This window comes from Rhodococcus sp. Leaf225 (assembly GCF_001426145.1).
Taxonomy (GTDB): Bacteria; Actinomycetota; Actinomycetes; order Mycobacteriales; family Mycobacteriaceae; genus Rhodococcoides.
The window spans coordinates 619,580-644,662 of sequence record NZ_LMRN01000025.1; the positions used below are offsets into that span (position 1 = coordinate 619,580).

Here is a 25,083-nt window from a genome sequence, read left to right on the forward strand (position 1 = left end):
GCAGGTACCGATTCGGTGGACCCGACGATGTTGCGCGTCGGTCGTGCCCGGCCGACGCCGTCGACGGTGACGAGTTGGATCATCACGTCGTTGACCCCACGATCGGGGAGCGTCTGCACCTGGTGGCGGATGAACTCGTGCGCGCCGACGTCGTCGACGAACACCCCGTGCGCCAACGTTATGTGGCCGGGTTCCCCAGCGGGGGAGCGCGGCCACACCGTCGCCTCGACCGCTGTGGTCGCGCCGGTCATGCGGTCGCCTGCTCGTCGACGGCCGCGCCGTCGCTCGGTGCGGTGTCGATCGGTGTCGGCACTGTCGGGGTGGTTGCCTTGTTGCGCCGGGGGGTGCTGCGGCGGCCGGACCGGCGTGGTGCGGCGGGGGTGGGGAGGCCGGCGGCTTTGAGCTCCGCGGCGGTCCATCCGGCGGCGATCGCGTCGCGGTACGCCTTCTCGAACGCAGTGTCCGCGGTCGCGGCGGCGTCGCGTGCGTCGGCGACCGCGGAGTGCGCGGCGGCGGCCTCGGTGGCGGCGTCGAAGAGCGTCTCGACGAACCGGGTGCGGGTGTCGATCGCCTCGCGTGCGCGGGCGAGGACAGCGGACTTGTCGAGCGTGGTGATGGCAGACATGAGGGCCTTTCGAGATGGGAGCGTCGGCCGGCACACGCAACCGGACGCACACGACTGGTGGAGCTGCCGTGCGGCGGTGGTGCCGGTGGTGATGGACGCTCGACCGTGACCCTCATCGACGGTCGAACATGGACGACTCTAAATCATGGCCCCGACATGTGCACGGCCGCGCCGCGCGCATGTTCGGGGGTCAGTAGTAGAGGCGCGGGTAGACCCCACGGCTGCCGTTGCCGACGGATCCGCCGAGCAATGCCAGCGGGATCATGAACGCGAACACCACAGCGATGAGCGCGAACACTGCGGCGCCCGCGACGAGTGCGGCGATGACGGCACCGACAACGGCGATGGTGCCGAGCCAGATGATCGCACCGGCGACCCATGCGAGCGGGCGGGTGCGATGTTCGGCGACGTACTTGATCCCGAGGATGAGCAGTCCGCCGCCGGCCAGTGCCAGTGGTGTGAGCATGGTGAGTCCTCCCGGTCGGGAAGTGCACCACCAGGTGCGGCGCACGTGTCGTGACCCGCTGTCTACATCGGGGGTACGACACGAGACCGTCGCGTCGTCGCGCGGATTGCCTCACCGGAGCTGTCGGCGTCGTATGGCAGCCTCTCGGAATGGCCGACGACAGTGCACCACTTCCGCTGCGGACTCAGGTCCGCGACGTGCTCGACGGGCAGGTCGACAACGGAACCCATGCGGTGGTGATCGGGGCCTTCGTCGAGGTGATCACGGCGGGGCACGAACAGTCGGGGTTGTGGGCGCGAGGACTGTTCGTCGACGACACCGGTGCGGTCAAGTTCTGGCTCTTCCCGCGCGCCTTCATGCGCACTGACCGTAAGTACCTCGACGGTGCGACGCAGGTCGTCGTGAACGCTCGCGTGTCGGTCTCGGAGTCTCCCGCGCTGTTGGTCAACCATGTTTCGCGTTCCGGGCTCCGCGATTTCTTGACAGAATCCGCGCCATGAGTGTCACTCTTCCGCCACCCCTCGCAGCCTTTACCGACGACGACGCAGTGGCGCTCCTCCGCGAGTACTACGGCAGCACCTACCTCGGTGCCGGGTGCTACACCGGTGTCTTCTTCGACAGTTGGGCACCGCGGAACCGCGAGGTCGACGCAGACCGGTTCACCGCAGACGATCTCATTGCGGTCACCTTCCTCTCGGTCGACGTCAGCGCGAGAGCGGCGCGAGAAATACTCGTCACCCGCGCCGACGAATTCGCGGAACTGCTCGCCGCTGTCGGTCCCGATCACGACCTCGTCGACGATGTCGACGCACTCACCCGCGACTCTCCGCTGTGGCGTCTCGAGACGACGTTGTTGAGCATCAAATACATCGGTCGAACCAAGGCGACGAAGTTGATGGCCCGCAAACGTCCCCGGCTGGTCCCGATCTACGACGTCGTCGTCGGTGAAGTTCTCAAAACCACGCTCTCGCATCACAACCCCATCCGAGAGGCGTTGCGCGCTGACGGTGGCGCCCTCGATGCCCGTCTACGTTCGATCAGGACTGCGGCGGGCCTGCCCGACGACATCAGTGCACTGCGTGTCCTCGGCGTCATCAGTTGGGTGTGGGGCAAGTCGGAGTGAAGCGCGAGGCGCGACGCCTGGTCAGGTGGTCGGCGGTGCGGTCCAATCGTGGTCGAACACGCGGCGCACTTCTGTATGCCACTCGACGCCGGGGCCGCTGACCCATCCCGCGCCCGGTCTGCCGGTCTGGCCGTTGACGACCAGCGCCGCGAGCGCAGGTTCACCGTTGGCGTGGTTCTGCTCCGAGAGATGATCGAGTATGTGGCGCGCCTGGTTGCGGAGGTCGACACCGCGGACGCCGATAGCTGCGCCCAGTTCCCCATAGGTCAGCAATGACTTGCGCAGCGCCGCCACTACCAATGCGGCACGTGCACGTGAGACGTCGGGACCCCAGTCTTTGGCCATGTGGAGAACGCTAACGCGTCGCGAATGACGAGTGTGCGCCCATACCCCCGCGTCGGTCCGAGTGCGCAGGAGTCGGTCCGAAGTACTGGCCGGTGGCGACGGCGTGGGCGAGATTGCGCGCTCTGGGCCGAGTTTCTGTTTCTCGTCACCGACGCGAACGCAGGACGTCTCGTTGCATTCGTATTCTCCGGCGTCGTCGGGGTTGGGATCTCCGACTCGCGAGTATCCCCCCGCGAGTCGGTGCGCACGGATGGTGAGCTAAACGCCGCCGTGGATGAAGTTATTGCGCCCACACTCTTCGGGCTTCGGGGTGGTGCTAGACCGTTGACTCGGATGAGTCGGCATTGTGCGGGAGTAGATCGGTCTCCGACGACTCCTAGTCGCCGTTACCGGGCAACGAGCCCGACGCGGCGAGCACTGCGAGCAGCGTTCGTGCTTCACCAAGGGTGAGGCCGGCCAGCTCGGCAGCCGCGGTCATCCTCCCCTCCCGCTGTCGGATCGCGGCGAGCGCGCAGGCCTGGCGGCGGCGGGCAGCCTCGGCTTCCTTTGCGGCGGTCAGGAACTCGGTGAGCGAGTCCATGTTCGCCCTGTCGCGCTCGGCGCGGGAGGCGAGGACTTTGCGTCCCGCCTCGCATGCACGGGTGCGCGCGGCGACTCGAGACGAGGTGGACGGCATGTCGGCAACCTAGCTTGTGCGCCGACCGACGCAACCTCACCCGCATAGCGAATCCGCCATCTGACGCATTGAGTTCGCTCTTCAAGCGGCGTCGACAACACAAACACTCGACCACGCTCAACCACAACCCCCACACCTCATGCACTAAGGCCGTAAAAGCTGCTTTCGCGGGTACGTTCCTGATTGTGATGAATCTGCACAAGCTGACCGCCGGCGACGGGTACGAGTACCTGACCCGGCAGGTCGCGGCTGCTGATTCCACCGAGCGTGGGGCGACTTCGCTGGCCGATTACTACTCCGAGAAGGGTGAGTCACCGGGCCGCTGGGCCGGGTCGGGCTTGGCCGAGTTGGGCTCGGTCGCCGAGGGGCAGCAGGTCTCCGAGCTGCAGATGAAGGCACTGTTCGGCGAAGGGCTGCACCCGAACGCCGACGTGATGTTCGAGATCGCGATCGCCCGGGGCGCATCGAAGGCCGACGCCGCGCGCGCCGCCCGGTTGGGTCGGGCGTTCAAGGTCGACTCCGGTGCCACGGCGTACCGGGTGGCGTGCGCTGAGGCGTTCGTCGAGCACAACCTCGCGCGCGGCGAGAAGTGGAACGCGCCGATCGAGACGGCCCAGCGTGCGCGTCTGCGTACCGACGTCGGCACGAGAATGTTCACCAAAGAGTTCGGGCGGACGCCGGCTGACGAGCGGGAACTGTCGGGGTGGGTGGCGAAGATCGGCCGCCAGAAGACCACCGCAGTCGCCGGCTTCGACCTGACGTTCACTCCGGTGAAAAGTGTGTCCGCACTGTGGGCGGTCGCACCGCGGGAGGTCTCGCAGCAGATCGAAGCGGCGCACGAGAACGCGATCGCGGCCGCCGTGCAGTACCTGGAGAAGCACGCGTGCTTCACCCGCGTCGGCACCGGGGGAGTCGCGCAGGTCGACGGCAATGGTCTGATCGCCGCGCAGTTCACCCACCGCGACTCCCGCGCCGGGGATCCGAACCTGCACACGCACGTCGCGATCAGCAACAAGGTCGCCACGACGTTGCCCGACGGGACGACGAAGTGGTTGGCGCTCGACGGGGCCGCGCTCTACCGCAACAACGTCCCCGCCTCCGAGGTCTACAACACCGTCCTGGAAGCGCAACTGCGCGAGCGCATCGGTGTGCGGTTCACCGAGCGCCCGTCGGCGGATCGGTCGAAGCGCCCCGTGCGCGAGATCGACGGTATGGACGACCGACTGGCCGAGCGATGGTCCTCACGCAGCGCGGCGATCAAGACGCGCACCGCCGAGCTGGCCCGCACCTTCCAAGCCGACCACGGACGCGAACCGTCCGCCATCGAAGCGATCTCCCTCGCGCAGCAGGCAACGCTGGAGACGCGCGCGGCGAAGCACGAACCGGTCAGCCACGCCGAGCAGCGCGGCGGGTGGCGCAGCGAAGCGGTGCAGATCCTCGGCTCCGAGGAGGCGCTGTCCGAGCTGGTCTCCTCCATCACCGGACGCGCCGCGGGCGCACCGTCTACGGACTTCGATGCGCCGTGGGTCGGCACGGTCGCTGACGACGTCGTGGCCACGGTCTCGCGTGCCCGCTCACGGTTCCTGCGGCACAACATCCGCGCCGAAGCGGTGCGGCAGGTGCGCACCTACAACCCGCCGACCGAACGCATCGACGCACTCGTCGACGCGATCACCGACGCCGCGTGCGCGGAAGGAACGTCGATCGACCTATCGGGTGCCGCAGATGTGGACCCGGCCGCCGAGATCGCACCGCAGGCGATGCGCCGACGCGACGGACTCGACGTCCACACCCGGCACGAGTCGCAGTTGATGACCACCGCCGCCGTGCTCGACGCCGAAGCGCGCATCGTCGCCCTCGCACAACGCGACGACGGTGTCGCCGTGGCCGACGAGCACGTGGAGATGGCGTTGCTCGAGTCCACGGCGAACGGCCGCGACCTGAACGCCGGGCAACGTTCACTGGTGCGGGCGATGGCCACCTCGGGTGCGAAGTTGCAGCTCGCGCTCGCTCCCGCCGGCACGGGCAAGACAACTGCGATGAACGCGCTGACGCGGTCGTGGCAGAACGCCGGTGGCCGTGTCGTCGGATTCGCGCCGACCGCCGCGGCCGCCGCCGTGCTGCGTCAAGACATCTTGACGACGACGGACACGTTGGCGAAGTTCGTCGACATCACACGACGCCTGCGCGACGGCCGACCGGTGACAGTGCCCGCCTGGTACTCCGCGATCGGAGACAACACTCTGGTCATCGTCGACGAGGCCGGCATGACCGGCACCCTCGACCTGGACGAGGCGGTGTCCGCACTCGCCGAACGCGGCGCGACGGTCCGTTTGATCGGCGACGATCAGCAGCTCGCGTCCGTCGCATCCGGCGGTGTGCTGCGTGACATTCACGACCGCGTCGGCGCACTGTCGCTGTCGCAGGTGGTGCGGTTCCGCGACAGCGCCGAAGGTGCCGCTTCCCTCGCGCTGCGTGAGGGCGACGACGCCGCGCTCGGTTTTTACATCGACCACGGTCGCGTCCACGTCGGCTCCATCCGCGCCGCCACCGACGACGCTTACACCGCGTGGACCGCCGACCGCAACGCCGGCAAGGACGCGATCATGCTCGCTCCGACCCGCGAACTCGTCGCCGAGCTGAACACGCGCGCCCGCACCGACCGACTAGACGCATTTGACGCTCCCGTCGGCCTGGAAGCACCCCTCGCCGACGGCCTGTTCGCCAGCATCGGCGACACCGTCCGCACCCGATCCAACGACCGACGCAACCCGCTCTCGCAGACCGACTGGGTCCGCAACGGCGACCGCTGGATCGTCGAGGAAATCCTCGTCGACGGTTCACTGCTTGTGCGGCACCTCGAACTCGGTCGCACCGTCACCCTCGACGCCGACTACGTGCAGAGCGCGACCGAACTCGGCTACGCCGGAACGGTGCACTCCGCGCAGGGCTCGACCGCGGATACCTGCCACGTCGTCGCCACCGGAGACGAGACGCGTCAGCTCGCCTACGTCGCGCTCACCCGCGGCCGTCAGGAGAACCACCTGTACCTCGCGACGGTCTCTGAGGGTGATCTGCACACCGCGATGACCGAACGCGGGCTGCTCCCACCGACCGCCGTCGACGACCTCCGCACGATCCTGCGACGCGACGGTGCGCAGGTGTCGGCGCACTCGACGTTGGCGGCCGCGGACGACCCGCACCTGAACTTCTCACCCGCCGCACGCGCCTACGACCACTCCGTCGCCGCCGGCGCGGAGGCGCACCTCGGCGCCGAGGTGATGGCCGCGATCGACGTCGCGGCCGAGGAGGAAGTGCCCGGCCTGACCGACGAGACCGCATGGCCGACGCTGCGCGGGCACCTCGCCGTCATCGGGGCGAGCGGCCGCGACCCGGTGCAGGCGCTGCGCACCGCAGTGCGGTCCAAGGAACTCGGTTCCGCACTCGACAAGGCCGCTGTCCTCGACTTCCGACTCGACCCCAAGGGGCAGCACTCCGCCGGCGTCGGGCCGTTGCCGTGGCTGCCGTCTGTGCCGAAGGTGCTCCGCGACAAGCCCGAGTGGGGCGCATACCTCGACGCCCGCGAGAAGTCGGTCACCGCACACCGCGCCTCCCTCGCCGCCGTCGTCCGGACGTGGACACCGACGACCGCCCCGGTGTGGGCGCGGGCGTTCCTCGGCGCCGAGACCGACACTGCGCTGCTGACCGACCTCGCGGTGTTCCGCGCCGCCCACGACGTCGACCCCGCCGACCGCCGACCCACCGGACCCGCGCAGTACGCCGCTGCGTCCCTCAAGGCCCAGCGCACGCTCGATCGGCGAGCGACGAAGGTCATCGGGTCCGGCAACGACGCCGTCGGTCGGTGGCGACCGTTCGTCGATGAGCTCGACCATCACATCGCCCGCGACCCGTACTTCCCGGTCCTCGCCGACCGCCTGTCCGCTGCTGCCCGTGCCTGCATCGACGTGCACGCCCTGGTGCGGGACTCGCTCGGCCAGGCACCGCTGCCGGACGAGCTTCCCGCTGCCGCCCTGTGGTGGCGTCTGTCGAGCGAGCTGTCGGTGGCCGCGCTCGAGGCGGACGGCACCGGCTCCGACCTCGACCCGTCGTGGGCACCGGTGCTGACCGAACTCGTCGGCATGAATGCCGCTGTGCGCGTCATGTCCGACCCGTCCTGGCCGGCGCTGGTGGCGACCGTCGACGCCGCCGACCCGAGCATGTGGACCCCGGGCCAACTGCTCGGCACCGCCTACGAGTTCCTGCACGGCGGCATCGACCCGGTCGATCACGGACTGACCATCCCCGCGCACGAGCTTGCCCAGGCGCTCACCTGGCGCGCCGAGATGCTGGTGCGCGAGAACCACCTCGCCCGCACCTACATCGGCCCCGACGTCGAACCGCTGTCCGCCGAGGACGAGGAAGCCCTCGCTCCCGTCGACGAGACCATCGGCGACACCGCGAGCGACGTCCTGCCGCCCGAGTTCGCCGACCCCGGCACGCTCCTCGCACCCGTCAACGCCGCAGGGCCGGTCGACGACGCGTCCCCGTCGATCCCCGTCGATATGGACGCCGACTATCTCGCCTCCCTCGACGCCCTGGACGCACCGAGCGAGTACGACGACGCGCCGCCGCAGGAGTACGACGGGTACGACACCGAACCCGTCGCCGAGCCGAACGCCGCCCCGCTCGACACGGAGTTCAACGTCGACGCCGAGCCCGAGCCCGAGCGCGCCGTAGTGGACCCGTTCGACGCGATGCTCGACGACGCGAGGGTCGCCCTGCCGTACCCGACGGTCACCCGCGACGAACGCATCAGGCTGCTGCGAGCCGACCTCGACGAGGCCACCGCCCAGCACCGGGCGCTGCGTGCGGCGATCGCCGACGGCACCAGCCCCGCGATGGCGCACAGCGCACCGCTGGTGATCGAAATGCAGGAACGAGCCGACCGGCAGAAGCCGGCGCGGGTGACGATGCTCGACGCCCGCCAGGACTGGACGGACGCCGCATTCGAGGCCGAAGCGCTCTGGCACCACATCGACACCGCCGTCCGCGGCGACGTCGCCGCAGCCGTCGCGGCCGCCGGCGACGACGAGGACGCCCGATTGCTCGCCCAACGCACCCTGGACTGGGAGATCTGGCGCGCCGGATACGCCGACGACGCCGCAGCCACCGCACGGGCCCGCGCCGAGGTCGCCGCCGCCGAGTACGAGCGCGTCACCGCTGCTGACGGGGGAGCGGTGACCAACATCGACGTCATCGCCGCCCGCGGCGCAGCGGAGGACATCGACCTCGGTGTGCTCGCCGACCTCAAGGCCGAAACCGGCCGCATCGAGTCGGCGCTGTGGCGCGCTGAGGCCGCCGCCCGGCGTGAAGCGATGGAGGCACCCACTCAGGTGCCCGTCGTGGACGCTGAGCCTCCACTGGACGTGGCAGGAGAGGACGTCACGGTCCCCGAGACGGTGCAGTCGGCAGTGCTCCTCGCCGAAATGTCAGAGGCCGAGCCGGAGGTTGCGCTGTCGGCGGCGGACGCCGAGCTGTTGGCGCGGATGCAGCAGGACCCGATCCGCCTCGTTCCGGACGCCGACCTCGCTGCGTTCGTCGACCGCGCCGGTCGAGGACGCACCGAGCCCACCGTCGTCGACGACACCGAGAAGCTCCACGCCCACCTCACCGAGCAGGCCGCGGCCATCGCCGACGCCCGCGAACTCGACGCCGAGCTGCGCCGCATCACCGCAGACCATGATGCAGCGCGCACCGAACACGCCACGCTGTCCGACCAGTTGGCCGGGGCCAAGCGACGCGACCGCAAGACACTCGAACCCGCCGTCGAGGACGCACGGACACGGGTCGACCGCCTCGCCCGGCAGGTCCGCGACACGAAGCGCGCCGCCGCCGACGCAGCCGGCCGGGTGCGGGCCGAGACCAACGAGTGGCCGGCGATCACCGCCCGCGCCGCCGACACGCAGCGCCGCGCCGCGGACCTCACGGCCGCCGCGGTCTTCGACACGGCCATCACCGAGCAGCGCCGCCGACTGCGTGCCATGACGCTCGCGACGGAGCGTCACGACGCCGAGCAACGTCTCCGTTCCGTCAACGCCACAACCCGCGCAGCGGAAGCGTCAGCGATCGAAGGAGTCACCGACGCCGAGAATCGCACCGCCACGGCCGAGGTGGCTCGACAGGGCGCGGAGCGTTCCGCCGGGCGTTTGCTCGCGGACGCACCCACCACCGGCCGCGGCAACGGGCCCACACAGGGCGACCGCCGACGTCCGCAGCACGAGGCCGACACCAACGAACGCCGATACGACAACGATCACGGGCTGTGATGATCCCGACGACGTCCGAAGGTGACGGCAGAGTGTCGTAAACAGGAGGATCGCGTCAACCCATTTGCTTAACTCTTAGCCATTCTTTCAGTGCGTCCCGGACTTGAGTCTCGGTGGGTACAGCCGCAGTGGCGAAAGTGCTGGTCCCAGGTTTCCACTTCTTGCCGAGGTGAATCCACGTACCGTCGGTGTAAATGCGAACCAGCGCGTCGCAGCTGCTAGGCCACTCGCCACTAATCATGGTTCCGTCATAAACTCTGAGTTCGATGTTCCAGCATTTTCGTAGAATGCCTTGGTCGGGTCGGATGTTCAGTGCAAGAGCTGACTTGACGAAGTCCGGCACTAGACGGGAAAGATGTTGCTCCAGGGCTTTCAGTGAAGCCTGTTCCGCCGCGTGTAGACGTGCGATGAAGCGCTGTTGCTCAGCGCGCTCCGCATTCATATCGTCCGCCATGCTCATCGGATGAGTATGGCAGTAGGGGTGCGAGATGGCACTTTGCAGAAGGTGTCGCCGGTGGCGGGCACGCTGATCCGTCACGTGTACTTGACGGTGCAGCGTGCCCACGCCGGTTCCAGGCCCCCAGGTCGGCACTACTCCAACTCCGGTCCGGTATCGCGTCCAGGCTCGGTCGGGTCCGATGGCGGAGCTCGCCACCCTCCTTCGGTCCGTCCCGTCTCGGGGCCGCGGTACTCCGGTGGATCCGACAGTCGGCGGGCCGGGAAGTCCGGGTCTGCCACGTCGGTGCCAGGCGCGTTCGATTGCGTGCCGGCCCTCACCTCGGCGTCGAGTTCAGCTTGTCGCATCATGGCGCGGACGTCGTCCGCGGTCTCCATCCCGAGGTCTTCGACGAGCGCGGGGGTGGGGTTGAGCATCAGCGACCAGCCTTCTTCTCGTCCCTTCGCTGCGGCGCGTTCGGCGCGGGCCTCGTTGCGCGCGATCGCTTCGGGGCTGCTCTCGGACTCCTTGATCTCGCGCCGGATGCGCGAGACCTCGTCCGACAGGTCCTTGAGCTGGCGGGCTTTGGGGAAGTCGGAGAGTTCCGTCAGCTCCAGGTCGTCGAGGCGGTGGGCGTCACGGTCGAGATCGCGCTGGGCTTTCGCCAGGTCGGTGTCGACGGTGTGGGCCATGTTCTCTACGCGGGTGAGCAGGCCGAGCGCGTGCTGGCTGCGGTCGCTGTCCCCGATGCGCGCATACAGCGCCGCCGCGTCGATGGACTTCATGGACGACCCGAGCGCGGAGAACGAGAGGTACAGCGAGTTGTCCTGCGCGGGGCGCCGGGCCTCGATGGGGAACCCGCTCATCTCCGCCACGATGACCGACTTCATCAACCCTTCACCCTTGAGCGATGCGTGCGTGGCTTGCAGCGCCGTCACCATCGCCGTGGCCGCCTCGCTCCGCTGGCCGTAGAACCTGCCGCGCACGGTGATGCCGGGCCACTGTTCGGCCTCGCGCCGTGCTCGCAGTTTCGGCGCCGCTTCTCCCAGCATGGCGATGCGCTCACGTGCCCGCGGGACCTCCCGGCGCAGCCGATCGCGGTCACGCTCGATGGAGCGTTGCTCGGCGAAGTGCGAATCGGCCTCGGACTGGAGTTCCTGGAGTTGCGAGTCCAGCTCGATCTGCCGGATGTACCGATCGTCGCCCGTGGCGAGGGCTTTGGTCATCGCCGAGTTCTCCGCGAGGGAGTCCGAGTCGAGGTCGACCACCCGGCGCATCGTGCGGTCGGCCCTCTTGAGCTGTTCGATGAAGTGCGCCTTGCGGTGCACCGTCTGCCACATGACGGTGTCGAACGTCTTCTCCGCGACGTAGTTGAACACCTTGACGTGGGCGTTCTGGTTGCCCTGCCGGATGATTCGGCCCTCGCGCTGTTCCAGATCGGCCGGTCGCCACGGCACGTCGACGTGGTGCAGCGCGACGGCGCGGTCCTGAATGTTGGTGCCGGTGCCCATCTTCTCGGTGGAGCCGAACACCACCGACACCCGCCCGGTGCGGCACATTTCGAACAGCCGCGCCTTTTCCGACGGCTTCGGGTAGTCGTGGACGTAGGCGATGCCGGCGGGGTCCATGCCGCCGGCAATCAGCTCCTCGCGGATGCCGTCGTAGATCGACCAGGAACCGTCTGCTTTCGGGGTGGAGCGGTCGCAGAAGACGATCTGCAACGCCCCCGGTGTCGGGTGGGGTCCCCCGCCGGAGTCGAGGTAGGTGTTCTCGCGGGTGTCATTGTGCACGGCGAGGATTCGCTCGGCGACGATGTGCGCCCGCGAGTTGGCCGGGGGAGCGGCGTCGAGGTGCGCCACTCGCGGGTCGAGGGTGGCGTTGCGGCCGTCGTTGGCGACCTTGAGGGAGTTGTCGATGTCGGGCCTCTTGGCGTCGGCGTTGTCGGCGCGGTACCCGAGGTCGGCGATGAAGTCCTGCACCTCGAGAGCCGGGGTGAACGTGACGTCGGTGTTGCGGCCGCCGTCTTTGACCGGCAGGTTCGCCGGCACCTGATCGCGTGTCACGGCGTCGGTGTAGACGCTGGTCATGCCGATGAGGTCACCGACGTTGGTGAACTCACCGACTCTGGTGACGGCCCGCAGCCGCGATCCGGACGAGTTCAGCTCGACACGCTCGACGGTGTCGGTGAACGTCGACCCCCAGTCGTTGATCTGCCCGACGCCGGCGTCGTCGAGCAGGTCCGGGCGCAGGTAGTGCTGCATCACCCACAGCTCGGCGAGCGAGTTCGCGACCGGGGTGCCGGTGGCGAAGGTGGCCACGCGCTCGGTGTACTCCTCGGGCGGGATGCCCTTGGTGATCGCTTCCTCGCGCCGCATCGCCCGCAGGTAGTTGAGCTTTAGGTCCATGTCGGTGGCCCGGTGCGACCCTTCGTTGGCCAGCTCGGTCACCCCGGAGGCGCGGGCGAGGTTCTTGAACTCGTGGGCCTCGTCGATGAACAGGTAGTCGCATCCCGACGCCTCGAACGTCAGACCGCGGTCCTTCCCGGCCTGTTCCAGCGCCGTGTTCAGTTTCTCCTCAAGCTTGGCCTTCATTGCTTCGAGTCGTTTGATGGTGAGGTCGTTGTCGGCGTCGACGAGCTCCGCGCTCAGCGACTCGACCTGGGCGCGCATGTACTCGGCCTTCGTACCGGGATCGACACCGATCGAGGAGAACGCCGAGCGGGGCACGATGACGATGTCCCAGTCCTGCGAGGCGGATTGCGCGACGAGCAATCTTCGCCCGTCGGCGTCGGTCGCCGCGGACCCGGAGAGGATCCGCGCACCGGGATACCACTGGCCGGCCTCGCGGACGACCTGGTCGATGATGTGGTTGGGCACCACGATCCACGGCTTGTCGGCCAACCCGAGGCGCTTGAGCTCCATCGCCCCCATGAGGATCGTGCCGGTCTTGCCGGCCCCGACGACGTGATCGAGCAGCACCGTCGGCTCGGAGACGATCCGGGCGGCGGCGTTGCGCTGGTACGGATACGGCGCGTACTTCTCCCCGAGGCCGGGGAAGCTCATGTGCTCACCTGAGTGGACGGGGGCGACGAGTGAGTTGAACTTGTCGTTGTAGATGTCGAGCAGCAGCTCGCGGCGTTCCTCGTCCGCGTGCAGCGCCCACTGCCCGAACTCTTGCGACACTCGGCGGGCCTTCGACTGCGCGGCGCGGGTCGCCGCGTCGTGGACCGCCGGTGCGCCGGCGGACTCCTTGAACTCCTTGGAGCTGGCGATCTCGATGGGATCGCTGTTGAGCAGATCGGTCAGCAGTTCGGGCCAGTCGTAGTCGCCGGCGCGCATCCCGGCGTTGCTGATACCGCGGTCCTCGGCGGGCCGGTGCTCGAAGTTGAAGCTGGTCGACCACTGCCCTTTCTTGGGTACCAGCGCCCACTTGAGGTTCTGAGCACGCATCCCCTCGTAGATGCCGACGGACAGCGACCACCGTCCCGACGCCCGTTCGATGGTGACCCTCACGTCGTCGGGCACCTCGAAGGTCTCCCGGACGAACCGGGTGTAGACCTCGATCGGCACCCACGGGGCACCGAGTGAGACGTCGACGTCGGTCTTGCGCGGCGGGATCACTGCGGTCAGTGCGTCGGCGTTGGCCTGATAGCGCGGGTCCAGCGCGGCCAGCTCCTCGGCGTCGGCGAGCTTGCGGCGCACGTTGCCCGAGAGGTAGCTCGATGCCGACACCCACCGCGTCGGGTCGCTGAGGGTGCGGAACGCGCGCCCCTCCATCGCGGTCTCGGCCTGTTCGGTGGTCGTACCGAGCAGTTCGGCGATGCGTCCGACGTCCAGGCGGGCCTGTTCGTCGAGGCTGATGGCCATCGCCTCGTCGACGGTGTCGGCGTGCGTGCGCAGCTCGCGCGAATGCAGCACGTCGGTGTGGAAAATCGCCGCCTTGCGGGCGGTCCTGGTCTCGTCGTCGAAGTGCTCCAACGCGAGAACCTGAGCGAACGTGGGATCGGTGCGCAGAGCCCTGCCCAGGTGGTTCTGGAGCTTCGCCGGGGACTTGGGGTTGATCCATGCGTCGTCGGAGAGTCGGTCGTAGACGTCCTCGGGAATCTCTCCGGCGTAGGGGTCGCCGGCGACGCCTTCGTCCTTGCGCCAGGTCTCGATGAGCTTGTCGAGAGCCTTGTCGTGCTGCGCTTCGGTGAGGTCCTTGGGCACGGTCATGGTGTAGCGGTTGATCGGGCCGTAGCGGGCGACGTAGGCGTCGTACTGCTCACCCAGGATCTCCCGCAGCGCCTGGCGTTCATTGATGCTGGTGTTGCCGTCGCGCTGAGCGGTGATGAGCGCGTGCGTCGTGTCCCGCAGCGAGAGCAGCTCGCCCCATTCGGCGACCTGCTTGGCGCCGCGGGTGTTCACCGTCTCCCAGGTCAGCGAGTCCCAGCGTTCGATGGTGCCGGCCTGCTCGTCGTGCCGCAGCGTTCCGACCGCCAGCTCGTCCTCTTTCGCGCGGCCGACCGCGAGGAGGCCACGCTCGAAGTCCTCGCGGGTGGGACCGAGGGTGTCCCGCCAGGAGGCGGTGTGACCGAGACCCGCTTCCTTCGCGGTGTCGACGATCGCGGCGAGGGAGTCCTCGACCAGCGTCGGCAGGTCGGCCCCGGCGCGGGCGGCGACGGACAGGGTGTCCTCCCCGTACATGCCATGCCCGACCCGCAGCTCACCGAGCACCCATTCGGGGTGATCGGTGTAGACGGCGTTGATCGGTACGCCTTTGTCCTCGCCGGTGTCGTCGAGGGCGGTGGCGTTCTCAAGGCCGAGGAATCGCTCGGTCATCGGAGCGGGCTTCTTGCCGTCCTCGCGGCGACGCAGCACGAGAATGTCGGTGACGACCTCCGTCCCGGCGACCCGTCGGAATGCGTTGGACGGCAGCCGGACCGCGCCGACCAGGTCGCCCAAGGCGGCGATGTCGCGCCGCGCCCGCTGGTTCTGCGCGTCGAGGGTGTAGCGGGAGGTCAGGACGGTGACGTACCCGCCGGGGGCGGTCAGCGCCAGCGACTTGACGATGAAATGGTTGTGGATCGAGTGCTTGGCCTGGTTGTGCACCGGGTCGTAGAGCCGGTAGTCACCGAACGGCACGTTGCCGATCGCAGCCGTGAACGAGCCCTGCGGGACGCTCGTCTTCTCGAACCCTTCGGCGCGGATCTGCGCCGACGGGGACAGTGCCGCCGCGATCGAGGCGGTGGTGGCGTCGAGCTCCACACCGACCATCTGCGCCGACGCCGGAGCGTGGGCGATGAACGTGCCGGCACCGCAACCCGGTTCGAGCACCCGGCCGCCGGAGAACCCGGCCCGGATCGTTGCGTTCCACATCGCGGCCGCGATCGCCGGGTCGGTGTAGTGGGCGTTGAGGATGGTGCGCTGCGCCTGCCCCCACGCCGTGTCGTCGAGCAGGTCGCGGATCTGCTCGCGTTCGGCCGCCCAGTCGGGGCGGCGAGGATCGAACACCTGCGGGGTCGCGCCCCAGCTCGACCAGCGGGCCAGCACCGCTTGCTCGGCCTCGGTGGCGTAGCGGTCCTGCGCGGTGATCGCAGCCAGCGTGCGCAGAGCGTCGATGTTCGCCGTCACCCGTGCTTTGGTGCCGGACGGCACCAGCACCTGTGTGCTCGGGCGGAAGTCGACGGGATCGACCGTCCACGTTGCCTCGACGGGATCGGCGGTGGCCGGCTCGACCGTGACCGAGTCGGCGGGTTGCGTCACCTGCGGGGCCGCGCCGATGAGTTGATCGGCGCGGCGGCCGTCGATGGACAACAGGTGCCGGTTCTGGTTGCCGAAGCTCACCGCGGCTGCGTGATCCTCGCGTTCGAGGGTTTTCTGGTTCTCCTCCGGGATCAGGGAGATGTCGCTGTCGCGGCGCATCCCCAGCAGCGACTCGGTGATCTGGTCGTCGGTCAGGGTGCCGGCGAGGTCGGCGCGGATGCGCACCAGCCGCACCGACGCCTCGTCCTCCCGCGCGAGTCGCCCGTAGGCATCGCGCACCAGCTCCGCCGGTGTCGGAGCGGCGGCAGGCGTCGGCATCGGGGTTGGGGCCGCTGTGGGGACCACGGAGGGGGCCGGTGCGGCGGTCGTGGCCGTTGCTTCGGCGACGAGCTCGGCGGGGTCGCGTGGAGCGGGCAGGGGTGAGGCACCGATGTCGGCCCCGGTGGGGTCGATCGGTGCGGCCCCGTCGGCGTCGAACGCGAACAGGTCCAGTTGGGCGTCGTTCTCGCTGCGGCGGGTTACTTTCCGCTTGCCGCGTACTCGGCCACCCTCTCGTCGAGCAGGCTCGTGAACGATGGATACAGCGGGTGTTCTCGGGACGTCGGGTACGGCTGGTCGTCCTCGATCCTCGCCTGCAGAAGGTGCACTGCGTAATAGCGGAACCTCGACGGCTTCTCCTCCCACAGCAGGTCCTGCAACTGCCGAGTCGAGGTCGCCGGGTCCTCGCAGTTCACCGGCTGGCGCCACCGTTCCGGGTTGCTCCTGTGCACCTGGATCCGCGCTCGGTCCCGCTCCGCTTCCGCTTCCGCGCTCTCCTGATCCGGCGGGTACGCCTCCATGTCCTCCGGGAGCTTCCCGTAGATCTCCTCGTCGATCACGAAGTCCGTCGCCTGCGCCCACGCCTGATTGATCAGACCCACCTGCTCCGAGTGTGGAGCCGGGTGCCCGTTCTCCCGCACGTACCGGGTCAACACCTGGTCCTGCATGTGGACCTTCATGTTGTCGATCCGCTCCGCGATCCGCTCGCTCTCCCTCTCGAGGAACTCCTGCTGATCCTCCGGGCTCAGCTCCGTCGGCAATCCCACGTGCTCCAGGTAGAGCTTCATCACGTCCTGCGTTGTCGGGTCGATCATGGGTGTCACTGTCCTCTCCGTCGGCGAACAAATCGAGCTGGTTGTCATCTGAGTTCTTGGCCACGAGATCGCGCTCCTAGTCGGCGGTACGTCACCGGCCGCGGCCACCGCGCACGGTGGGGGCCGTTATCGTCGTCGTCGGCCGGAGCGCGATCTCCGGCCGCTACAGCCCTGGTGGGTCTAGCCGGACCCACCAGGGCCCATGTGGTGCTTGTGTCAGGTATCGGGAACGGTCAGTCGAGACCGTCGAACCACCCCGGCGGCGGCGGGAGCAAGCTCGCCCGCAGCGGCCGGGTGTCGGTGTGTTTGTCCTTGCCGCACTGGTACATCGGCCCGTTCTCTGGATCGAGCAGCACCCGCAGGTGCGGGTCGGCGTCGTGCACCCACCACGCGGACGGCGCACCCGGGTTGTCGCTCGCCTCCGCCCCTTCCCACGCCAGCCACAGATCGCGCAGCCGCCGGACGACCTCGTCGTGCCGCCACCACTGCGGGCAGAAGACGCGGCCACTCTTGCCGGCCGTCCCGGACAGGCGGCGGGCGATGGTGGGGGAGTACCAGCGGTCGAACCACTCGAACATGGACGCGTACTTGCGTTCCGGCGCTTCCTCGGTGGGTGCGGCCTCGGCGGCGGCGTCGTCGACGCTCACAGGAACGCCTCCACGCCGTCGGTCTTCTCGGTGCCCGCAGTCGCGGCAACGTCGTCGGACTCGTCGTCCACGTCGTCCGGTTCGCTGTCGGTGACGCCGTACGTGGCCAGCGATGCCCGGATGCCGTCGGCGTTGGGTCCGTCGGACCAGTAGACCTTCTCCACCAGCACCGGACGGTTGCCCGAGATCTGCACCAGTGCACGCGTCTTGGGGATCGCGGCGAGGTCGTCGACCGTGAGGATCGGTTCCTTCGACCAGGACTGCGACCGGGAGGTCGATCCGGAGGCGAACATGCCTCCGTTACGCGAATTCGACCACCGTTCGACGTCGTGGTCACCGACCAGCGCGGACAGCTCGGAGAGAGTGTTCTTGTCCTTGAGGCCGCCGCCGTACCAGAGGAAGTTGGCGGCATCGAGGAGCTGCTTGACGCCGTCCTGTCCCCACACCCGCTGCGCCTGGGAGAGGTTCTGCACCACCGTCATCACGCAGATGCCCTGCGATCCGAGGTGCGAGTACCAGGCGGGCAGCTCCGGGAGACGGCACACGTTCGCGGCCTCGTCGAGGACGGCGAGCATCGGCACCCGCAACCGCCCGAACGGGCTCAGCCGCGCGGTGCGTTGGGCGGCGTCGATGACCGACCCGATCAGCGCGGTGGTCAGCGCGGAAGACGAGTCGGGGCCCTCCTTCGACAGTGCGTAGAGGGTGTCGGTGCCGGCGACGAAGTCCTCGACGACGAACTCGTCGAGGCTGTGCGGGTAGCGCACGGTGCGGCCGATCGCGGTGTCGATGTAGCCCTCGTGGGAGAGGTCGACGCGGCTCGGTGGGAGCACGCTCATCGCGTACGACTGCTCTTCCAGCAGTCCGATGAAGCGCCGGGCCATGTCGTATAGGCCGTCACGCTGACGCGGGTTCAGCCCGCGGACCGATTCCAGGCGCATCGCCACGATCTGATGCCCGTGCCGCTCCAAAAGTCGTTGGGGGAGTTCGTTCTCCTCGCCGGAGAGCCACCCGTAGACGTGCAGCAGGTCGCCGCCGCCCGAGGCGGCGGCGAACATCATCTGCGCGAGCAGCTCCTGCGCTCCGCCGTCGAAGTAGGCGTCGACACGGGCGGAGTCGTCGCGCGACGCGGCGGCGAAGTAGGAGGCGAGCTTGCGGGCCTTGACGATCGAATCGACCGAGCGCAGCGGATTCCACCAGAACCCGTCGTCGCCGGTGGCCGGCCCCTCGGCGATCGCCTGCAGGTCATAGCGCCACACCCGGCCCAGTTCCTCCCGGACCCCGCGGGTGTGGTCGTGGCCGTCACGCTTGTTCGAGGTGAACAGCGCCGCCCCCGGTGCCCCGCAGAGCGCGTCGATCGCCAACGCTGCCGTCTTGCCCATACGAGGCCCGGCGAGGGCGAACAGCATGTCCTCCCAGGACATGAACAGCTTCTCCCGGCCGCGTACGGTGCGCCCCACCACCGCCCCGGTGTCCCTGTCGGACAGGGTCTTCACCGACGCGAGGTCGGGGCGGAGCTGGCGGGCGCGGATACGGGCCTGATTGCCGGTGACTCCCGTCAGCTCCGACGGCGACGCCATCAGCTTGGCCTTGGCGTCGACCGCTGTCGTCCCGCGTCCGCGGCGCAGGACCGCGACACCCGTCAACGCTGCAACGGCAAGCATCGCGGCGAGGATTAGGACGACGGTGGACAGAGTCGGCCACGTCAGGGAGCCGGCCGCGACCTCGATCAGCGCCTGGACCGGGTTGCCCGGCACCAGTGCCGCGGTGCCAGCGGCGGCGTGACCGGCCCACAGTGCCCCGTAGGACACCAGCAGCAGTGCGATCAGTGCCACGATTCCGACCAGCGGGAGCATCGACGACTGTGTGCCCGCGCCGCGGGCGGTGGCGGCGTTCTTGGCCATCACAGGTCCACCCCGTCGTCCAGGTTCGTAGACCAGGTGCGGCTGCGCTCCATGATCTCGGCGCCGTCGTCACTGTTGTCGAGGTACTGACCTGTCGCGGCGACACCGGTCGGCGGAGCCGCCAGCTCGGTGCGGGTCACCGGCTCCCACGACGGTTCGACGACAGCGTCGAGTGCGTCCTCGGCGACGGTCTCGAACTCCGCGGCGAGCAGCATCTCAAGTGCGTCACTGCCCGCAGGCTCAGGAGTAGTCGAGTCGGTGCCGGAGTCGAAGTCCGCGCGCAAGCCGTCGACGTCGACACCGGAGTCAGCCAGGCGCTCGTGCCAGGCCGATCCGTACGCGTCGGCGCGCATCGACGCCATCAGCGCGTCCTCCGACGGCGCGGTGTCCATCTCGGCGCGGGCGGTCGCGGCGACAACCGCTGCAGCGCCGGCGCACGCGGCGAGCCTGCCGATCGAAGCGTCGGTGGCTGCGGGGGCGAGCGCGGACGCACCGGTCCATTCGCGCCGCTGCGAGCGTTCGATGCGGGTGGTGCGTTCGTCGAGACTGCGGCGGGTCACGGCCTCGACAGCGGCGGCGCGGGCACGGACGTACGCCTCGCGGGCGATCCGATTGTGGTCCGAGTTGCTACTGCGAATGTTCGACATGAGGGGCCTCACTGGGAGCGTCGGCCAGCTCACGACCCGGTCGTCCCGCGCGATGCGTACGCGCAGAGACCACGGCCGTGCTGGATGGACGCTCGACCGTGACCCTCATCGACGGTCGAACAAGGATCAGCATAGGGCACCCGACCTGCTGCCGTGAAGTGTTGCCGCCGCGTCGCAAGCTTCGCTAAGGCTCCTTGCAGCGTCCTCGAGTTTTCTCTGTCATACGACGAGTGAAAGATCGAGACTCCGACACGGTCGTCTCCACGCGGATGCAGAAAGCAGTCGTCGCAGACACCGATGAGCAGTGATCGCGGGCTGCACCCGTGGCCGGTGCGTAAATTCTCGTGAAATCCCCGATCATGTCGGGCCGGGATCAGCACGTCGATACAGTCCGACGTGCCGGTCACTGACCCATGTGCGCCCACAGCAGCACTCCACCGAGGACTGCTGCGGCGCGATTGACCTGTACCGCTCCGATCAGCAGGGCCAGGCGGAACGTGGCGGGCCACCCGTGATTGACGGCAGTGTCGGTGATGGCGGTCATGACCGCTCGTTGTTTCAACATGGGGACAGATTGATCGGAACCGGCAATCGCCGCCTCCCGAATCCGGGCCGGAATCAACGGGGACTCGACCCCTGATGAGCGGGGCATAACCGTGTGAATCCGGGGTTACGCCCCGCTCATCAGGTACCCGCCAGCAAGTACCCTTTTCTCATGGGATCTCGAACTGAGCCGATGGTCAAAGCGCAGCCCGCTGATCTGGACGCTCTGCGCGCCGACAAAGAACGTGATGATCGAGTCCGAAACCAGCAGGCGGAAGCGGCTGAACGCGCTATTCCCGCGGTCGAGCAACGGCGGCGCCAACTTGCGACTCGACGACCGGGCATCGACCGGGCTCTGCAGCAGTACGACGACCTCGATCGCGGTGAGGCGCCGGAGATTCGCATCCGCGTCCCGTTCATCCAACTCGCGACGCCCCGTGACGACAGGATCCGGAACGCAAAACGCATCCCCCCGGGCAGGCCACAGACGAGGGCGCCCTGGGATCGCAGCAACGACATCTCCACTCGGCCCCCGATGACCAAACTCCTCGCATCGTCGGGCTCACGCGCCCTGCCGACCTATCTCAGCGCTCTGTACATCGCACATCTGCGCGCAGTACCAGGAGAACCATTCGAGAACGACATCCCGAACACACAGCGATGGGGCAGCCACTCCTGGGTCGAACTCGCGGGTATGTACCTCCCGAACAGCGGTGCGCTCACCCCGGGGTCGCGTAAACGCCGCCAGCGGAAGGCGCTGACAACCGCCCTCGACACTCTCGAGCAGCACCGGCTCATTGCCCTCTCCGGCCCAGCGGGTCGCGCCGGCAGATACGAACACTTTCGGGTGCTCACCGAGTCCGGTGCCGAGGACCAGTACCGCGTCCCGGGTGGGACCGCCCCGAACAAGGAGGCCATCCGTGTGCCGTGGACGTTCTTCTCACGCGGATGGCATCTGGTTCTGACCCCGGCCGAGACAGCGACACTGCTGGCGATCATCGACCGGACCGCGCTCTATCGAAACCTGAGGCGAGAACGAGGAATCATGGATATGGGAGTGGATCTGAAAGAGTCGGTCCGCTGGAAGACCTACGGCCTGAGCGACGAGGCATACGAAACCGTGCACAACCTGCATGACTTCGGACTGATCAGGGTGCTCGACCCGATGCCGAATCGAGCAAACCCGAAGCCCTACACTCACATCTCGATGGTCGGTAGGAAAATCGTCCTCCATTCTGAAACCGACGAACGCGTCGCCTTGAGGCTCATCTACCCACCCGAACCGAGCACCCCACGCGAGACTCTGTTCGACAAGGACGCCTTCGACGTCGTCGATACTGCGCTTAGTAAGCGAACTACGGCACTGCAGGCAGTCGCGGATGCAGCCGAGACCCCACCCGATTCGCAACCCCAGACCACGACATCCGAGGGACACTCACCCGCATGACCCTTATCGCGCTTGTAAGTGTTGGAGATGCCATCGTGTGCATGGCGGACAGCAGGACTTCCGATGACACCGGTTCTCAGACCTCGTCGACGGCGATCAAGTCGATTGTCCACCACAGTCATACCGCGTCCGGGGCGGTGTCGGCGATCGTCACGGTGGCCGGGCGTGCGTACTTCACCCCCGGCGACGATGCGGCCAACGATCCGGAGCCCGCGATCGACGTCGTGGCCGGCGCGCTCGATGCCGCCTCCGCCCAGGGGCTCCGATCCGTGCGAGACGTCGGTGAAGCCATATGGCCAACTATCAAGAACAGGATGCTCTCGGACTGCCGATCCTGCAGAGAGGTCAACGAAGGCGAGCCCGATGACAGCGAAGTCGATTGCGACGCGGGGCACGGCATCACTCTCGAACTTGCAGGTTTCGAGCACAGCGTGGACGGACCAGTGGCGATGCGATACCGACGGTGGTGGACGCGGCCCGACAAAATCCAGTTCCTCCCGATGCTGCCCAACAGCGTGTATCTCTCGGCCCAGCAGTTTCACCTACAACTCAATGAAAGCAATCTCCCTCGAATCAAGGACGATGCCAGTCGCCCGATCGAGTCAGGCGGCACCGTCATCCGAGATCTGAGGAAACGCTTCAAGGAGGGGGTCCGCGACTTCAGGCTGAAGGAAGAGGTGGGCGGGATGATTCGTACTACTGTCCTGTACCCGGACGGCTCCGTGAGCGCGGGGGAAATGGACTGGGAATACGACGCGCACGCGTCGACGGCGGAATAGCGAACCGACCAACAGAAGGGACCTTGAACTGGACTTATATCATAATCTAAATTATCGGCAGTGATTATCATAATCGATATGTGCTCCGCGGCGGCGCTACGAACGTATTCCGGCGCGATCACCTCTTCTCGATGTGACGGCGCGGGCGAGTCACACACGCATTCATCCGACAACGCAGGCGGCTAGCCTGGGTCGATGCTGACGAAAGCGGAGGTAGAACCCGGGGTCAAGGCCCTCCGTCGCGCTGGTGGCGATCGCATGTCGGAAGCGTTGGATGCCTGGTCGAACGGTCGATACCAGAGGGCCGCGGCAGCGGCACCGACGGCGTGCGAATTCCTGGCGAAAGCAACACTGTGGCAACAAAACCCCACGTTGATCGTCTCTCTCGAATCGAGACAGGACAAGGCGCTCATCGCCCTCGCGACCGCCCCACACCTGGCCATTCCCGGCCTTCGTACGGTCACTCTCCGCTCGGCACTGGATCGGGTGGCTCTCATGCACGGACCGCTCCCGATCACCAGCGAGCGCCAGCAGCAACTGATCGACTGCCGCAACAGCTCCACGCACGTGGGCATGATTCCGAGATCCGACGGCGAGACCGAAGAGAGGTTCGTGCGGCGCGTCCTTTCCGATTCACTGCTCCTGTCGAACTTTTTCCTCGACCATCTCGACCACGACACCAGTCAGTTCTACGGTCAACACAAGTCGATGGTCGCCGGACTCCTGGACAAGCAACGAACGGAAACGCAGCAACAGGTCGATCGACTCTTCGCGAACGCGAAAACGCGAATCGACAGTTTGCGCGAGCACTTCGACGACGACGAGCTCTGGCGATCGAGCGCGCAGGAGCTGGAAGCCGTGGACCCGCCACGGCTGGCGATGCTTCTCGATTCCGACCAACTACCCACCGAGTACGACTGCCCTTCCTGCGGGTATCGCGGCCGGTTGATCGGTTCGATCGAGGTCGACGTCACCATGGACTTCGATGTGTCAGAAGGCGAATCGATGCCGGCGCCGTTCTTCACCACCTTCTTTCACGCACGATCGTTCCTGTGCAACGTCTGCAAGCTGGAGCTGCGGGGCGCAGAACTAGAGGTGGCGGGGATACCGACTGCATCACGCCAGATCGAGGACCACGAACTAGGCGACGATTTCGACCCCGCCGAATGGGAGGCCATGCGCTACGGCGATGACGACTACTGACGTCCTGGCGCCAACTACGCGTGTCCGAAGCCGTGAAGGGCGCGCACTAGGCTCCTGGTCGTGGCGAAACGCGAGATCGTGGAACTGACCGACGACATCGACGGAAGCGGCATCGCCGACGGGGCCGGGGAGACGATCGACTTCTCCGTCAACGGGGTCGACTACCGGATCGACCTGAAAGACAAGAACGCGAAGGAGTTTCACCGTAAGCTCGATTACTACATCGATCACGCCGGGCGGGTCGGCGGCCGCAAGCGGAGAGCACATTCGACCGCCGTCATCGACGCCGCAGCGGCCGCCGGAAAGTCCGCCAAGCGTGATCCGGAGCAGACGCGGGCGATCCGGGAGTGGGCGAACGCGAACGGCTACGAGGTCAGTGACCGCGGCCGGATCCCCGCGGCGGTGGTGGAGGCGTTCGACGCCGCCCACAACGTCCCTGGCCATTACAACTAGCCCTCACAGGCTGCTGCTGGTGATCCGGTAGTCGCTGACCTTCCACTCCCCCTCGGCGTCGTCGTTCAGCGTCACCGTGGCGGTGTAGGTGATGTACGGGGTGGCCTGCCCGGACTGGTGCTGCACGGTCTGCGCGATGGTCACCGGCACGGTGGCAGTGTCGCCGTCGACAGCGGTGTCCCCGTCGGGTCGTACGACGGCGGTGAGGGTGTCGCTGCTGCGCGCCCACGCCGCCCACTCCGAGATGGGTTTCGGGGCCGGTGACGGCGCCTGTGCGGCGGCGGTGGCCATCGGGCCGGTGAGGTGACCGGCCTGGGTGTGCAGGGCGTCCCACGTCGAGTCCTGAACTGCCGGTTGCCAGGTGAACACACCGGACAAGACGACGGTGGCGACGTCGACCGGGTCGGTTCCGATGGGGTCGATGGCGAACCCGGCGTCGGTTCCCCCGGCGGCGGGGGTGTCGTCACTGTCGCCGGTGACCCACAGCGCGACCGCGGTGCCGACTGCGACGATCAGGACGACGGCCAGTGCGGCGAGCACGAGGGCGATGGTGGGGCCTCGGCGGTGGTGGGTGTCGAACACGGGTGCT

Annotated in this window: 19 protein-coding genes; 7 read left to right on the plus strand and 12 right to left on the minus strand. The window is 67.8% G+C overall.

The window, feature by feature from the left end:
- Positions 1–247: 247 nt before the first annotated feature.
- Both ASG69_RS21135 and ASG69_RS21140 read right to left on the minus strand, forming a co-directional pair.
- Positions 248–625: a hypothetical protein gene (locus ASG69_RS21135; RefSeq protein WP_056444095.1), complete on the minus strand. Its 378-nt coding sequence runs from the start codon at positions 623–625 to the stop codon at positions 248–250.
- A gap of 190 nt (positions 626–815) precedes the next feature.
- A complete protein-coding gene (locus ASG69_RS21140; RefSeq protein ID WP_056444098.1) occupies positions 816–1,091 on the minus strand; it encodes a hypothetical protein in 276 nt (91 codons plus the stop codon).
- 149 nt (positions 1,092–1,240) lie between these two features.
- On the opposite strand from ASG69_RS21140, the gene ASG69_RS21145 reads away from it, so the two are divergent.
- Together ASG69_RS21145 and ASG69_RS21150 are read left to right on the plus strand one after the other, a co-directional pair.
- Positions 1,241–1,591, plus strand: a complete 351-nt coding sequence (locus ASG69_RS21145) for a hypothetical protein (protein ID WP_056444101.1) — start codon at positions 1,241–1,243, stop codon at positions 1,589–1,591.
- A complete protein-coding gene (locus ASG69_RS21150; protein WP_056444104.1) occupies positions 1,588–2,214 on the plus strand; it encodes a DUF6308 family protein in 627 nt (208 codons plus the stop codon). The genes ASG69_RS21145 and ASG69_RS21150 overlap by 4 nt, the downstream gene beginning before the upstream one ends.
- A 21-nt stretch (positions 2,215–2,235) precedes the next feature.
- Here ASG69_RS21150 and ASG69_RS22675 read toward each other — a convergent pair whose 3' ends face one another.
- Both ASG69_RS22675 and ASG69_RS21160 read right to left on the minus strand, forming a co-directional pair.
- On the minus strand, positions 2,236–2,559 hold the full coding sequence (locus ASG69_RS22675; RefSeq protein WP_156380622.1) for a hypothetical protein: 324 nt from the start codon (positions 2,557–2,559) through the stop codon (positions 2,236–2,238).
- Positions 2,560–2,935: 376 nt separating this feature from the next.
- Complete coding sequence (locus tag ASG69_RS21160) at positions 2,936–3,235, minus strand: hypothetical protein (protein WP_056695905.1); 300 nt, start codon at positions 3,233–3,235, stop codon at positions 2,936–2,938.
- Positions 3,236–3,423: 188 nt separating this feature from the next.
- Here ASG69_RS21160 and mobF point away from each other — a divergent pair, with 188 nt between their 5' ends.
- Positions 3,424–9,561 (plus strand): MobF family relaxase, encoded by a 6,138-nt coding sequence (mobF, locus tag ASG69_RS21165; protein ID WP_056444114.1) that lies wholly within the window; start codon positions 3,424–3,426, stop codon positions 9,559–9,561.
- Positions 9,562–9,616: 55 nt separating this feature from the next.
- On the opposite strand, the gene ASG69_RS22680 is transcribed toward mobF, so the two are convergent.
- From ASG69_RS22680 to ASG69_RS22685, 7 genes are all read right to left on the minus strand, one after another.
- The gene (locus tag ASG69_RS22680; RefSeq protein WP_156380623.1) at positions 9,617–10,021 is read right to left on the minus strand and encodes a hypothetical protein; all 405 of its coding nucleotides are present in this window, start codon (positions 10,019–10,021) and stop codon (positions 9,617–9,619) included.
- A gap of 131 nt (positions 10,022–10,152) precedes the next feature.
- A complete protein-coding gene (locus ASG69_RS21170; protein ID WP_156380624.1) occupies positions 10,153–16,059 on the minus strand; it encodes a helicase-related protein in 5,907 nt (1,968 codons plus the stop codon).
- A gap of 200 nt (positions 16,060–16,259) precedes the next feature.
- Positions 16,260–16,874, minus strand: coding sequence for a hypothetical protein (locus ASG69_RS21175; protein WP_056444117.1), 615 nt, complete (start codon positions 16,872–16,874; stop codon positions 16,260–16,262).
- A gap of 233 nt (positions 16,875–17,107) precedes the next feature.
- The gene (locus ASG69_RS21180; RefSeq protein ID WP_056444120.1) at positions 17,108–17,521 is read right to left on the minus strand and encodes a DUF4913 domain-containing protein; all 414 of its coding nucleotides are present in this window, start codon (positions 17,519–17,521) and stop codon (positions 17,108–17,110) included.
- Positions 17,518–19,422 (minus strand): type IV secretory system conjugative DNA transfer family protein, encoded by a 1,905-nt coding sequence (locus tag ASG69_RS21185; protein ID WP_056444123.1) that lies wholly within the window; start codon positions 19,420–19,422, stop codon positions 17,518–17,520. The genes ASG69_RS21180 and ASG69_RS21185 overlap by 4 nt, the downstream gene beginning before the upstream one ends.
- Positions 19,422–20,069 (minus strand): hypothetical protein, encoded by a 648-nt coding sequence (locus tag ASG69_RS21190; protein WP_056444126.1) that lies wholly within the window; start codon positions 20,067–20,069, stop codon positions 19,422–19,424. The genes ASG69_RS21185 and ASG69_RS21190 overlap by 1 nt, the downstream gene beginning before the upstream one ends.
- 403 nt (positions 20,070–20,472) lie before the next feature.
- On the minus strand, positions 20,473–20,613 hold the full coding sequence (locus ASG69_RS22685) for a hypothetical protein (RefSeq protein WP_156380625.1): 141 nt from the start codon (positions 20,611–20,613) through the stop codon (positions 20,473–20,475).
- Between the two features lie 171 nt (positions 20,614–20,784).
- Between ASG69_RS22685 and ASG69_RS21200 the strand changes: the two genes are divergently transcribed.
- The 4 genes from ASG69_RS21200 (at position 20,785) to ASG69_RS21215 (ending at position 24,494) form a co-directional block, all read left to right on the plus strand.
- Positions 20,785–22,059, plus strand: coding sequence for a hypothetical protein (locus ASG69_RS21200; RefSeq protein ID WP_156380626.1), 1,275 nt, complete (start codon positions 20,785–20,787; stop codon positions 22,057–22,059).
- Complete coding sequence (locus tag ASG69_RS21205; RefSeq protein ID WP_056444133.1) at positions 22,056–22,838, plus strand: hypothetical protein; 783 nt, start codon at positions 22,056–22,058, stop codon at positions 22,836–22,838. Before ASG69_RS21200 ends, ASG69_RS21205 begins: the two co-directional genes overlap by 4 nt.
- 195 nt (positions 22,839–23,033) lie before the next feature.
- Positions 23,034–24,041, plus strand: coding sequence for a hypothetical protein (locus ASG69_RS21210; RefSeq protein WP_156380627.1), 1,008 nt, complete (start codon positions 23,034–23,036; stop codon positions 24,039–24,041).
- A gap of 60 nt (positions 24,042–24,101) precedes the next feature.
- Positions 24,102–24,494, plus strand: a complete 393-nt coding sequence (locus ASG69_RS21215; RefSeq protein WP_056444139.1) for a histone-like nucleoid-structuring protein Lsr2 — start codon at positions 24,102–24,104, stop codon at positions 24,492–24,494.
- Between the two features lie 3 nt (positions 24,495–24,497).
- Here the strand turns inward: ASG69_RS21215 and ASG69_RS21220 are convergent, their stop codons facing one another.
- Complete coding sequence (locus tag ASG69_RS21220) at positions 24,498–25,076, minus strand: hypothetical protein (protein WP_056444142.1); 579 nt, start codon at positions 25,074–25,076, stop codon at positions 24,498–24,500.
- Positions 25,077–25,083: the final 7 nt, after the last annotated feature.

Coding starts and splice junctions, on each gene's coding strand:
- ASG69_RS21135 (WP_056444095.1), bottom strand. CDS start 625: ATGTCTGCCATCACCACGCTCGACAAGTCCGCTGTCCTCGCCCGCGCA.
- ASG69_RS21140 (WP_056444098.1), bottom strand. CDS start 1,091: ATGCTCACACCACTGGCACTGGCCGGCGGCGGACTGCTCATCCTCGGG.
- ASG69_RS21145 (WP_056444101.1), top strand. CDS start 1,241: ATGGCCGACGACAGTGCACCACTTCCGCTGCGGACTCAGGTCCGCGAC.
- ASG69_RS21150 (WP_056444104.1), top strand. CDS start 1,588: ATGAGTGTCACTCTTCCGCCACCCCTCGCAGCCTTTACCGACGACGAC.
- ASG69_RS22675 (WP_156380622.1), bottom strand. CDS start 2,559: ATGGCCAAAGACTGGGGTCCCGACGTCTCACGTGCACGTGCCGCATTG.
- ASG69_RS21160 (WP_056695905.1), bottom strand. CDS start 3,235: ATGCCGTCCACCTCGTCTCGAGTCGCCGCGCGCACCCGTGCATGCGAG.
- mobF (WP_056444114.1), top strand. CDS start 3,424: ATGAATCTGCACAAGCTGACCGCCGGCGACGGGTACGAGTACCTGACC.
- ASG69_RS22680 (WP_156380623.1), bottom strand. CDS start 10,021: ATGAGCATGGCGGACGATATGAATGCGGAGCGCGCTGAGCAACAGCGC.
- ASG69_RS21170 (WP_156380624.1), bottom strand. CDS start 16,059: ATGCCGACGCCTGCCGCCGCTCCGACACCGGCGGAGCTGGTGCGCGAT.
- ASG69_RS21175 (WP_056444117.1), bottom strand. CDS start 16,874: ATGATCGACCCGACAACGCAGGACGTGATGAAGCTCTACCTGGAGCAC.
- ASG69_RS21185 (WP_056444123.1), bottom strand. CDS start 19,422: ATGGCCAAGAACGCCGCCACCGCCCGCGGCGCGGGCACACAGTCGTCG.
- ASG69_RS21190 (WP_056444126.1), bottom strand. CDS start 20,069: ATGTCGAACATTCGCAGTAGCAACTCGGACCACAATCGGATCGCCCGC.
- ASG69_RS22685 (WP_156380625.1), bottom strand. CDS start 20,613: ATGACCGCCATCACCGACACTGCCGTCAATCACGGGTGGCCCGCCACG.
- ASG69_RS21200 (WP_156380626.1), top strand. CDS start 20,785: ATGGGATCTCGAACTGAGCCGATGGTCAAAGCGCAGCCCGCTGATCTG.
- ASG69_RS21205 (WP_056444133.1), top strand. CDS start 22,056: ATGACCCTTATCGCGCTTGTAAGTGTTGGAGATGCCATCGTGTGCATG.
- ASG69_RS21210 (WP_156380627.1), top strand. CDS start 23,034: ATGCTGACGAAAGCGGAGGTAGAACCCGGGGTCAAGGCCCTCCGTCGC.